Origin of the sequence: Actinophytocola sp. (genome assembly GCF_035762905.1) — a bacterium.
GTDB lineage: Bacteria > Actinomycetota > Actinomycetes > Mycobacteriales > Pseudonocardiaceae > DASYTH01.
The window spans coordinates 1-12711 of record NZ_DASUCC010000083.1 but is presented as its reverse complement, the minus strand read 5'-3'; the positions used below and the strand labels follow the sequence as shown (position 1 = coordinate 12711).

The following is a 12711-nucleotide window of genomic DNA, read 5'->3' as shown; positions in this document are numbered from 1 at the left end:
TGCACACCCTGGAACAGCAGGGGAGCACCCGATACCTCGAGTGCGGCCCGGCCGCCGTGCTGTCCGGCATGGCCGCCGGCTGCCTGACCGGCGACGCGGTCTTCGTTGCCTCCCAGCACTTTCCGGGCGAGGTCGACGAGGTGCGGGCGCTGGTGCGGGCGGTCGGCGCGCTGTACGTGGCGGGCCAGGACATCGCGCCGGCCGTGGCCCGTGGTGTCCCGGTCGACCTGCCCGGCTACGCCTTCCAGCGCGAGCGCTACTGGATCGACGCGGCGCGGCCGGCGGTCCGGGACCGCTCCCGGGGCGAGGACGCCCTGTGGCAGGCGGTGGCGGATGGCGCGGCGGATCGGGTCACCGAGCTGCTCGGCGCACCGGACGGGACGGCCGTCGCCGCGCTGCTGCCGCACCTGGCGGCCTGGCGGGCCCGGCAGGAGCGGGCCGACGCCCTCGCCGGCCGGTGCTACACCGAAACCTGGGAGCCGGCCGGCCCGCCGCCCGCCGCACCGCGCGGCCACTGGCTGATCGTCGCGCCCCCGGCGGCCCGAGAGCTGGCCGACCAGCTCGCCGGGCTGCTGACCGGTGCCGGCGCCTCGGCGCACCTGGTGCCGGCCGGTGACCGGGCCGAAGGTGCCGCACTGATCGCCGGGCACGGGTCCGACCTCGCCGGGGTGCTCGCCCTGACCGCCCTTGACCTCGCCGCACACCCGGACCATCCGGCGGTGACCATGGGTGCGGCCCGAAGTCTGGCGCTGGTGCAGGCGCTGTCCGACGCGAAAGTCCGCGCCCCGTTGTGGTTCCTCACCCGGGGCGCCGTTGCCGCGGCCGCCCCGGATCCCGGCCAGGCGCTGGTCTGGGGTCTCGGCCACGTCGTCGCCCTCGAGCATCCCGAGCGCTGGGGTGGGCTCATCGACCTGCCCGACACGCTGGACGCCCGCTGCGCCGGGCTGGTGCTGGCCACGCTGGCCGCGCACGGCACCCCGGACGCCGAGGAGCACGCGGCGGTCCGGCCCGATGGGCGCCTGGTTCGCCGGCTGCGCCGCGCCCCGGTCGCGGGCCCGGCCGGCCCGTGGACACCCCGCGGCACCGTGCTGATCACCGGCGGCAGCGGGGCGCTCGCCGCGCAACTCGCCCGCCGGCTCGCCGAGCGCGGCGCCGAGCACCTGGTGCTCGCCTCCCGGCAGGGTCCGGCGGCCGACGGCGCCGGTGCGCTCGCCGCCGCGCTCGAGGCGGCCGGCGCCCGGGTCAGCGTGGTCGCCTGCGACGTGACCGACCGGCGGCAGTTGGCCGGCCTGCTCGACACGCTCGACCGCGACCCGGTCCCGCTGCGCGCCGTCGTGCACACCGCGGGCGTGCTGGACGACCGGCTGCTGGACCGGATGGACACCGCGGCCCTTGCGGCCGTCGCCGCGCCCAAGCTCACCGCGGCCACCCACCTGCACGAGCTGACCCGGGACCGGGACCTGGACGCGTTCGTGTTGTACACCTCGATCGTCGGCGTGCTCGGCAATGTCGGTCAGGCCAACTACGCCGCGGCGAACGCCGCGGTGGACGCGCTGGCCGCCCGGCGCCGGGCGGAGGGGTTGCCGGCCGTCGCCGTGGCCTGGGGACCGTGGGCGGACGGCGGCATGACCCACGGTGCGGCCGAGGCGCAGCTGCGCCGGATCGGCCTCGAACCGATGCCCGCCGAGCAGGCGTTGGACGCCCTGGACGGGGCGCTCGCCGGCGGCGGCACGGTGGTGGCCGGCATCGACTGGCCCACGGCCGCGCGCAGCTACGCCGAGGGCCGCAACCGGCCGCTGCTGCGGGAGATCCCCGAGGCCGCCGTCCGGCTGGACGCCACCGATGAACCGGGTGCGCCGCTGCGGGCCACGCTGCTCGAGCTGGACGAGCCGGCCCGGGCCGAGCACGTGCGCGGGCTGCTTGCCGGGGAGGCCGCCGCGGTGCTCGGGATCGCCGACCCCGCAACGCTCGACCCGCGGCGCGGCTTCAAGGACCTCGGGTTCGACTCGATGATGGCCGTCGACTTCAGCGTCCGGGTGCACCGGCGCACCGGAGTCGCTACGCCGAAGACCCTGGTCTTCGACCATCCCGACCTGACCGCCGCCACCCGCTGGCTGCTCGGCGAGCTGGCACCGCGGCCGGAGCCGGTGGAGCCCAACGGTTCCGTGAGTCGCGCGGCCGGCGAGCCGCTGGCCGTGATCGGCGTCGGGCTGCGCATGCCCGGCGACGCCAACGACCTGGACGACCTGTGGACGGTGCTCGCCGAGGGCCGGGACACGGTCGGCCCGGTTCCCCCCGGCCGGTTCTCCCGCACCGAACCGGAGATCGGGCCGGGTTCGTTCCTGGCCGACGTGGCGCACTTCGACGCGGCCTTCTTCGGCATCTCCCCGCGCGAGGCCGAGCCGATGGACCCGCAGCACCGGCTGCTGCTCGAAACGGCCTGGAATTGCCTTGAGGACGCCGGAATCCGGCCGGACGAGCTGCGCGACTCGCGGACCGGGGTGTTCGTCGGCGCGGGCGCCGGCGAGTACAGCACGCACCGGCAGGGCCGGCCGGCCGACACCTACACGCTGACCGGCAGCCTGCCCAGCTTCAACGCCGGCCGGCTCGCCTATCACCTGGGGTTGCAGGGTCCCGCGCTGGCCGTGGACACCGCCTGCTCCTCCTCGCTGGTGGCGCTGCACCTGGCCGCCGAGGCGCTGCGCAACGGCGAATGCGAGCTGGCCCTTGCCGGCGGCGTGCAGGTTCTTGCGGACCCGGCGGCGTTCGTCGCGCTCGGCCGCTCGAACGCGCTCGCCCCGGACGGCCGGAGCAAGACGTTCTCCGCCAACGCGGACGGGTACGGCCGGGGCGAGGGCGTCGGGGTGCTGGCCATGACGCGGCTGTCCGACGCGGTGCGGGCGGGCCGCCGGATCCTCGGCGTGATCAGGGGATCCGCGGTCAACCACGACGGCGCCAGCAGCGGCATCACCGCACCCAACGGCTCGGCGCAGCGCAAGGTGATCCGCGCCGCGCTCGACTCGGCCGGCCTGGGCCCCGCGGACATCGACTACGTGGAGTGCCACGGCACCGGCACCCGGCTCGGCGACCCGATCGAGGTGCAGGCGCTGGCCGCCGTGTACGGAACCGGCCGCGCGCCGGGCCGGGAACTGGGGCTGGGCACGGCGAAGAGCGTGATCGGGCATCTGGAGTCGGCGGCCGGGATCGCCGGCGTGTGCAAGATGTTGGCCGCGCTGCGAAACGACACGCTCCCGGCCACGCTGCACAGCAACCCGCGCAACCCGCACATCCCCTGGGACGACCTCCCGGTGCGGGTGGTCGACACGCCACAGCCCTGGCCGCGCATCGATTCCCGGCCGCGCCGGGCCGGGGTGTCCTCGTTCGGGTTGAGCGGCACCAACGCGCACGTGATCGTCGAGGAAGCCCCAGCCGACCCGGCCGGACCCACCCCGGTGGCCGGTTTCCTGCCGGTGGTGGTGTCCGGCCGGGACGAGGCGACAGTGCGGGAGCAGGCCGGCCGGTGGGCCGACTGGCTGGCCGCGCACCCCGAGGCGCAGCTGTCCGACGTGGCGGCGACCGCCGCCGGCCGCACCCACTTCGACTCCCGCGCCTGCGTGATCGCCAGCAGCACCGACGAACTGGTCGCCGGTCTGCGGGCGTTCGCCGAGAGCCAAGCCCACGACACGCTCGTGTCCGGCAGCGCGCAGCGGCGTGGCCGGGTGGTGTTCGTGTTTCCGGGTCAGGGTTCGCAGTGGGCCGGGATGGGCCGGGACCTGTTGGCCGCCAACGAGGTCTTCGCCGAGGCCATCGATGCTTGCGATGCGGCGTTGCGGCCGTGGACCGGCTGGTCGGTGCGGGAGGTGTTGGCCGGTGCGGCCGGCTCGGCCGGGTTGGACCGGGTGGATGTGGTGCAGCCGGCGTTGTTCGCGATGGCGATCGGTCTGTCGGCGGTGTGGCGCTCGCTGGGCGTGGAACCGGCTGCGGTGGTCGGCCATTCGCAGGGCGAGGTGCCGGCCGCGGTGATCAGCGGCGCGCTGAGCCTGGAGCAAGGCGCGCAGATCGTCGCGCAGCGCTCCCAGGCGGTGCTCACGGTGGCCGGGCAGGGCGGTATGGCCCTGATCGAACGCCCGGCGGCGCAGGTCGAGGAGTTCCTTGCCCCGTATGGAGATGCGCTGTCGGTGGCGGCGGTGAACACCCCGGGTTCGACGGTGATCTCCGGTGCCGTCGAGGCGATCGAGCGGATCGTGGCCGAGTTGCAGGCCCAGGGTGTCTACGCGCGCACCATCAAGGTCGACTACGCCTCGCACAACGCCCAGATGGACCCGCTGCTGCCCGACCTGGCCACCGCATTCGCCGATCTCACCCCGGGCCGAGCGGAAATCCCCCTCTACTCCACCGTGACCGGCCAACCCATCAAAGGCCCCGTACTGGACGGCGACTACTGGTGCCGCAACCTGCGCGAACCGGTCCGCTTCGACCGCGCCCTCGAGCAGTTGCTGACCGACGGGCATTCGGTGTTCGTGGAGATCTCCGCCCACCCGGTGCTGGCCATGCCGCTCACCGACGCCAGCGCCGAAAACTCCGACGCCGAACACGGCGGGGTGGTGGTCGGATCGCTGGCCCGCGACCGCGGCGACCAGGCACAACTGTTGCGCAACCTCGGCCTGCTGCACGTCCACGGTGTCGAGTTGGACTGGGCCCGGATCCTTGGTGTGCGCGGCCTGGTCGCGTTGCCCACCTATGCCTTCCAGCGCGAGCGGTTCTGGACCGAGCCGGCCAAGCCGGCCGGCGACGCGGCGGCGCTCGGGCTGGACGCCGCCCGGCATCCCTGGATCGGCGCGGTCACCCCGCTCGCCGGGGCCGACGGCCACCTCGTCACCGGGCGGCTTTCCCTTGCCGAGCAACCATGGCTGGCCGACCACACCGTGTTCGGCTCGGTGCTCGTGCCCGGCACCGGCCTGCTGGAACTGGCCATCGCGGCGGCCCACGAGATCGGCGCACCCGGCGTGGCCGAACTGACGCTGGCCGAGCCGCTGGTGCTCGAGGATGCCGTCCGGATCCAGATCACGGTGAGCGCACCGAATCCGGACGGCCGCCGGGAAATCGCGATCCACAGCCGACCGGACCGGGGCGGAGCCTGGACCCGGCACGCCGGCGGGATGCTGGCCGGCGCCGGTGCCGACGGACCCGACGGGTTCGCCGAACTAAGCGCCTGGCCGGTGCCCGATGCCGAGCCGGTGCCGCTGGACGGTGTCTACCAACGGTTCGATGCCCAGGGCATCGACTACGGCCCGGCGTTCCGCGGCCTGACCGAGCTGTGGCGCCGGGAGAACACGGCCTACGGCCGGGTGCGCCTGCCAGAAGCGGCCGCCGGGGATCACCGCCTGCACCCCGCGCTGCTCGACGCGGCCCTGCACGCCATCATCGGAGTGTCCGATGTGGACGAACCGGGCGCGCTGCTGCCGTTCGAATGGCGCGACGTCGAGCTGCACGCGACCGGTGCGCAGGAGCTGCGGATCCTGATCGAGGTCGAACCCGCCGAGTCCGGCCGGCGGATCCGGGCCTGGGGAACGGATGCGGCCGGTGCGCCGGTGGTGCGGATCGGCGGGCTCGACCTGCGCCGGGCTACCGCGGCACAACTGCGCGGTGCCGATGGCCTGCACCGCCTGGAGTTCCGGCCGGTGCCCGCTCCGGATACCCGGAACGAAACCGAACGCGTGGTGGTCGACCTGACCGGCGCCGTGGCCGACCCGGCCGCGCCGGACGCCGCGCGGCGGGCCGCCGAGCAGGCCCTCGGCCGGCTCAAGGAACTGCTGTCCGACGACCGGTCCGAGGCGGAGGAGCTGGTCGTCGTCACCCGCGGCAGCATCGCCGCCGGGCCCGGCGATCGGCTCGACGGGCTGCCGAACGCCCCGGTCTGGGGGCTGGTCCGGTCGGCCCGGGCCGAGCACCCCGAGCGTGCCCTGCGCCTTATCGACCTCGGACCGGACGACGTGGACCGGGCGGCGCTGGACCGCGCGCTCGCCGTCACCGGCGAACCGGAGCTGGCCGTGCGCGGCGGCGAGGTGCTCGCCGCCCGCCTGGTCCAGGCCGGCGCCCCGGCCGGCGACGCGCGGGCGCTCAACCCCGGCGGCACCGTTCTGATCACCGGCGGCACCGGCGAGCTCGGCCGGGCGGTCGCCCGGCATCTCGTTGTCCGGCACGGGATCCGCCGGCTGGTGCTGACCTCCCGGCGCGGGCCGGACACGCCCGGCGCTGCGGAGCTGGTGCGGGAGCTGGAGAAGGCCGGGGCGGCAGCCGTGCGGGTGGTGGCCTGTGACGTCACCCGGCGTGCGGATCTGGCCCGGGTGCTCACCCTCGCCGAACCGGACCACCCGTGGACGGCGGTGCTGCACCTGGCCGGGGTGCTGGACGACGGCGTCCTGCTCGGCCTGGATCCGGAGCGGCTGTCCCGGTTGCTGGACCCCAAGGTGGCCGGCGCGGTCCACCTCGACGCGCTCACCCGCGACCTGGACCTCGCCGCGTTCGTGCTGTTCTCCTCCGCCGCCGGCACGGTCGGCACCGCGGGCCAGGGTGGTTACGGTGCGGCCAACACCTACCTGGACGCGTTCGCCGCCCGGTGCCGGGCGCAGGGTCGCCCGGTCACCAGCCTCGCCTGGGGGCTGTGGGAGCAGGCGGGCGTGGGGATGACCGCACACCTGGGTGCGGTGGAGCTGGATCGTATGCGCCGCCAGGGAATCGCTCCGCTGCCGGTTGCGCAGGGCCTGGCGCTGCTGGACGCGGCGCTGGCCCGCCCGGCCGGCAACTTCGTGCCGGTGCGGCTCGATCCGGGCGCGGACGGCCCGCTGTTCCGCGCGCTGGCCCGGCGAACCGAGCCGGCCGCACCGAAGGCCGCCGCCAAGGGACAGCGCGACCGGATCCGCTCCGCGCCGGCCGCGGAGCGGCCCGAACTGGTCAACCGGCTGGTGCTCCAGGAGGTGGCCGCCGTGCTCGGTCTCGGTGCGGCGCACACCCTTGCTCCGGACCAGGTGCTCCAGCAGTTGGGCCTCGACTCGCTGATGGCCGTCGAGCTTCGGCGTGCCCTGGCGAGCGCCACCGGGCTCACGCTGCCGGCCACCCTCGCCTTCGACCACCCGACGCCCGAGGCGATCGCCGCCCTGATCCTGGCCCGCCTCGACCCGCCGGCCGAACCGACCGAATCGGTCGAACCGGAGGACTGGGTCGACGACGAACGGTCGGTGGACGAGATCAACGCGGAACTGAACGCGCTGCTGGAGGCGTCCGGCCTCGACCTGGTCTGAGACTCACCGCGCGTTGCAGCCACGTTGTTCGCCGGTTGTATCGAAGTACAAGGGGCCGGCGCTTGGCTGGGGGTGTCGGTGGCCGCGCAGAGCCTCGGGGGTGTCGATGTCACAGCAGGATCGAATGGAAGCCGCGCTACCCGCGATCCGTGCCCTGCAGAAGCGCGCCGCGGATCTGGAGGCCCGGCAGGCCCGGCAGCACGAGCCGATCGCGGTGGTGTCGATGGCGTGCCGGTTGCCGGGCGGTATCGCCACCCCGGAAGCCTTCTGGGAGCTGCTGGCCGCCGGTGGGGACGCGGTGGGCGGTTTCCCGGAGCGTTGGCGGGCCTTGGATGTGTACGATCCGGATCCGGACGCGGTCGGCAAGAGCTATGCCCGGGAGGGTGGTTTCCTCGACGGTGTCGAGGGTTTCGACGCCGCCTTCTTCGGCATCTCGCCGCGCGAGGCGTTGTCCATGGACCCCCAGCAGCGCCTGGTGCTGGAGACCTCGTGGGAAGCCCTTGAGCGCGCCGGCATCCGCCCCCCTTCGTTGCGCGGCAGCCGCACGGGGGTCTACCTGGGCACGATGAGCTCCGACTACGGCGACCTCGGCCGGGATCTGTCGGCTCTCGACGGCTATGTGAGCACCGGCAAGGCATCGAGCGTGGTGTCCGGCCGGGTGTCCTACACCCTCGGTCTGCACGGTCCCGCCGTCACCGTGGACACCGCCTGTTCCTCCTCCCTGGTTGCCCTGCATCTCGCGGTGAACGCGTTGCGGGCCGGCGAGTGCGAGCTGGCCTTGGCCGGCGGCGTCACCGTGATGAGTTCCCCGACCCTGTTCGTGGAGTTCTCCCGGCTCAAGGGGATGGCCCCGGACGGCCGGTGCAAGTCGTTCTCCGCCAACGCCGACGGCGCCGGTTGGGCCGAGGGCGCCGGCGTGCTGGTGCTCAAGCGCCTGTCCGCGGCACAGCGTGACGGCGACCAGATCCTGGCCGTGCTGCGCGGCAGCGCGGTCAACCAGGACGGCCGCAGCCAGGGATTGACCGCTCCCAACGGCCCCGCCCAGCAACGGGTCCTGCGCGACGCGTTGGCGGCCTCCCAGCTGACCCCGGCCGACATCGATGCCATCGAGGCGCACGGCACCGGCACCACCCTGGGTGATCCGATCGAAGCCGGCGCGCTGACCGAGGTGTTCGGCCCCGGCCGCGATGCCGATCAGCCCGTCTATCTGGGTTCGTCGAAATCCAACCTGGGCCACACCCAAGCCGCCGCCGGGGTGGTCGGCGTGATCAAGATGGTGCTCGCGCTGCAACACCAATCCCTGCCGCCGACCCTGCACGCCGAACAACCCAGCCCGCACATCCAGTGGGACGGCAGCGGCCTGCACCTGCTCACCCAACCCCAACCCTGGCCGCGCACCGACACCCGACCCCGCCGGGCCGGAGTGTCCTCGTTCGGGCTCAGCGGCACCAACGCGCACATGATCGTCGAAGAAGCACCGGCCCCTGCCGGACGGGTCGAAACCACTCCGGTGGACGGTCCGGCCCCGATCGTGGTGTCGGGTCGCGAGGAGGTCGCCCTGCGGGAGCAGGCCAGGCGCTGGACCGAGTGGCTGGCCGGCCACGCCGGTACCGACCTGGCCAGGGTGGCGAGGACCGCGGCCCGGCACCGCATCCACCTGGAGTCCCGAGCCTGTGTGATCGCCGGCAGCACCGCGGAGCTGACGGACGGTCTGCGCGCGCTGTCCGAAGGCCGACCGCACGACGCGGTGATCACCGGCACCGCCCAGCGCCGCGGCCGGGTGGTGTTCGTGTTTCCGGGTCAGGGTTCGCAGTGGGCCGGGATGGGCCGGGAGCTGTTGGCCGCCAACGAGGTCTTCGCCGAGGCCATCGACGCCTGCGATGCGGCGTTGCGGCCGTGGACCGGGTGGTCGGTGCGCGAGGTGTTGTCCGGCTCGGCCGGCTCGGCCGGATCGGACCGGGTGGATGTGGTGCAGCCGGCGTTGTTCGCGATGGCCATCGGTCTGTCGGCGGTGTGGCGCTCGCTGGGCGTGGAACCGGCTGCGGTGGTCGGCCACTCGCAGGGCGAGGTGCCGGCCGCGGTGATCAGCGGCGCGCTGAGCCTGGAGCAAGGCGCGCAGATCGTCGCGCAGCGCTCCCAGGCGGTGCTCACGGTGGCCGGGCAGGGCGGTATGGCCCTGATCGAACGCCCGGTGGCACAGGTCGAGGAGTTCCTTGCCCCGTATGGAGATGCGCTGTCGATCGCCGCGGTGAACACCCCGGGCTCGACGGTGATCTCCGGCCAGGCGCAGGCGATCTCGCAGATCGTGGCCGAACTCGAAGCGCAGGACATCTACGCCCGCACCATCAAGGTCGACTACGCCTCGCACAACGCCCAGATGGACCCGCTGCTGCCCGACCTGGCCACCGCATTCGCCGATCTCACCCCGGGCCGGGCGGAAATCCCCCTCTACTCCACCGTGACCGGCCAACCCGTCAAAGGCCCCGAGTTGGCCGGCGACTACTGGTGCCGCAACCTGCGCGAACCGGTCCGGTTGGACCGCGCCCTCGAGCAGTTGCTGACCGACGGGCATTCGGTGTTCGTGGAGATCTCCGCCCACCCGGTGCTGGCCATGCCGCTCACCGACGCCAGCGCCGAACACGGCGGGGTGGTGGTCGGATCGCTGGCCCGCGACCGAGGCGACCAGGCACAGCTGTTGCGCAACCTCGGCCTGCTGCACGTGCACGGGGTCGAACTGGACTGGGACCAGGTCGTCGGCCAGGGCGGTGACCTGGTTCCGTTGCCCACCTATGCCTTCCAGCGCGAGCGGTTCTGGACCGAGCCGGCCAAGCCGGCCGGCGACGCGGCGGCGCTCGGGCTGGACGCCACGCGGCATCCGTGGCTCGGCGCGGCGGTGAGCCTCGCCGACGGCGACGGGTATGTGCTCACCGGGCGGCTGTCCGTAGCCGAGCATCCGTGGCTGGCCGACCACGCGGTGTTCGGCACGATCCTGGTGCCCGGCACGGGGTTGCTCGAGATCGCGCTGACCGCCGCCCACCAGGCCGGCATGGGCCGGGTGGCCGAGTTGACGCTGCTGGATCCGCTCGTCCTCGCCGAGGACACCGCGGTGCAGGTGCAGGCGGTGATCCACGCGGAAGAGATCACCATCTACAGCCGCGTCGACGACGCGCCCTGGCGCCGGCACGCCACCGGAACGCTCGCCACCCCCGGCCACGTCTCCGAGGTCGCCACCACCCCGCCCCCGGACGCCGAACACCTCGATCTGGACGGCTTCTACGAATCGCTGGCCGCGCGCGGCCTGGACTACGGCCCGGCCTTCCAGGGCCTGACCGAACTGTGCCGCACCGGCGACACCGCCTACGGTCTGGTCCGACTGGCCGACGGGTTGGACCCCAACGGTTTCGGCATCCACCCGGCGTTGCTCGACGCCGCCCTGCACACCCTGTTCGGTGCGCTCGACGACCACGATTCCGTGCTGCTTCCGTTCGCCTGGACCGGAGTCGAGCTGTACGCGACCGAGGTCACCGAACTGCGGGTGCGGGTCGACGTCGACGGCGACACCGCCCGGGTCGCGGTCACCAGCACCGCCGGGCAACCCGTGCTGCACGCCGACGGGTTGGTGATCCGCGTGGCCACCGCCGAACAGATCCGCGCCGCCGAAACGGTCGAGCACCTGTACCGGGTGGATTTCCAGCCGATCCCCGTGCCGGAGCCGGTCGAGGCCGGGGACCCGGCGGATGTCGATGTCGTGCTGGCCGCACTGGACGGCGGGACACCGCCACCGGCCCGGCTGGTGATCAACGCACCGGTGGGCGGCCCGCGCGAGACGACCGGTTCGGCGTTGCGCACGATGCAGCGAATCCTGGCCGAACCGCGCCTGGACGCGACGGAGTTGGTCTGGGTCACCCGCGCCGGGGACCTTGCGCACGCGCCGCTGTGCGGACTGGTGCGCGCGGCCCGCGCCGAGAACCCGGAGCGGACGATCCGGACCATCGAGGTCGGCGACGACGCAACGCTGCTCCCGCACGCCATCGCCGCGTCCGGGGAACCGGAGATCGTGCTCCGGGACGGGGAGATCCGGGCCGCACGGCTGGTTCCGGTCGCGGTGCCGGCGAGCGTTCCGGCCAGGTTCGACCCCGAGGGGTCGGTGCTGATCACCGGCGGCACCGGTGAGCTTGGCCGCACTGTGGCCCGGCATCTGGTTGTCCGGCACGGGGTCCGCCACCTGGTGTTGACCTCGCGGCGAGGGCCGGACGCACCCGGGGCCGACGACCTGGTGGCCGAACTGACCGCCGCCGGCGCCATCAGCGTTCGGGTGGTGGCCTGTGATGTCGGCCGGCGCGATGACATCGCCGCCGTGCTCGCCGACGACACGCACCCGTGGACGGGGGTGTTCCATCTGGCGGCCGCGCTGGATGACGGGTTGCTGGCCGACCAGAGTCCCGAGCGGCTCGATGCGGTGTGGCAGCCCAAGGCCGGCGGCGCCGCGCACCTGCACGAGCTGACCCGCGACCTGGACCTGGCCGCGTTCGTGCTGTTCTCCTCGGCGGCCGGGGTGCTCGGCGGCGCCGGGCAGAGCAACTACGCCGCCGCCAACGCCTTCCTTGACGCCCTGGCCGGGCATCGCCGGGCGGCCGGGTTGGCCGGTGTGAGCCTGTCCTGGGGTCTGTGGCAGCAGGCCGGAATCGGGCTGACCGCGCGCCTCGGCCAGGCCGAGCTGGCCCGGTTGCGCCGCCAGGGTGTCGCCGCCCTCAGCGTGGACCAGGGCCTCGCCGCGCTCGATGCCGCCCTTGCCCTTGACCGGCCGCACCTGGTGCCGCTCCGCCTGGACCGCACCGCGCTGGACCGGCAGGCCGACCAGATCCCCCCCTTGCTGCGCGGCCTCATCCGGGCCCCCCGCAAGCGAATCGGCGAACCCGGCCCCACGGCCGGTGGCCTCCGGGAGCGCCTGCTCGCCCGGCCGGCCGCGGACCGGATCACCCTCCTCACCCAGCTCGTGCGGCAGGCGGCCGCCACCGTCCTCGGCCTGCCGGACGGCACCACGCTCAGCCCCACCCAGGTGCTCAAGGAACTCGGCATCGACTCCCTGATGGCCGTCGAGCTGCGTCGCCACCTGGCCACCGAAACCGGGCTCACCCTCCCCGCGACCCTCGCCTTCGACCACCCCACCCCGGCCGCCATCGCCACCCACCTACTCACCCGGCTCGCCCTCACGACGCCGAACCACCCCACCCCCACCAGCACCCCCGCCACCCCAACAACAACGGTGGAACCGATCGCCATCGTCGCCATGTCCTGCCGCCTGCCCGGTGGTATCGCCACCCCGGAAGCGTTCTGGGAGCTGCTGTCCACCGGTGGCGACGCGGTAAACGTTTTCCCGGACCGCTGGCAGGCATTGGATGTGTACGAC

1 protein-coding gene and 2 pseudogenes are annotated in these 12711 nt (G+C 73.9%); all 3 read left to right on the top strand.

The window, feature by feature from the left end:
* Nucleotides 1–68: 68 nt before the first annotated feature.
* Nucleotides 69–6659 (top strand): annotated as a pseudogene (locus VFV67_RS16825) (SDR family NAD(P)-dependent oxidoreductase); the annotation flags it as partial.
* Nucleotides 6660–7022: 363 nt separating this feature from the next.
* A pseudogene (locus tag VFV67_RS36805) lies at nt 7023–10023 on the top strand (beta-ketoacyl synthase N-terminal-like domain-containing protein); the annotation flags it as partial.
* A partial coding sequence (locus tag VFV67_RS36800) for a type I polyketide synthase (protein WP_414636265.1) occupies nt 10021–12711 on the top strand: 2691 nt, incomplete at its 3' end. The pseudogene VFV67_RS36805 and the gene VFV67_RS36800, both read left to right, overlap by 3 nt.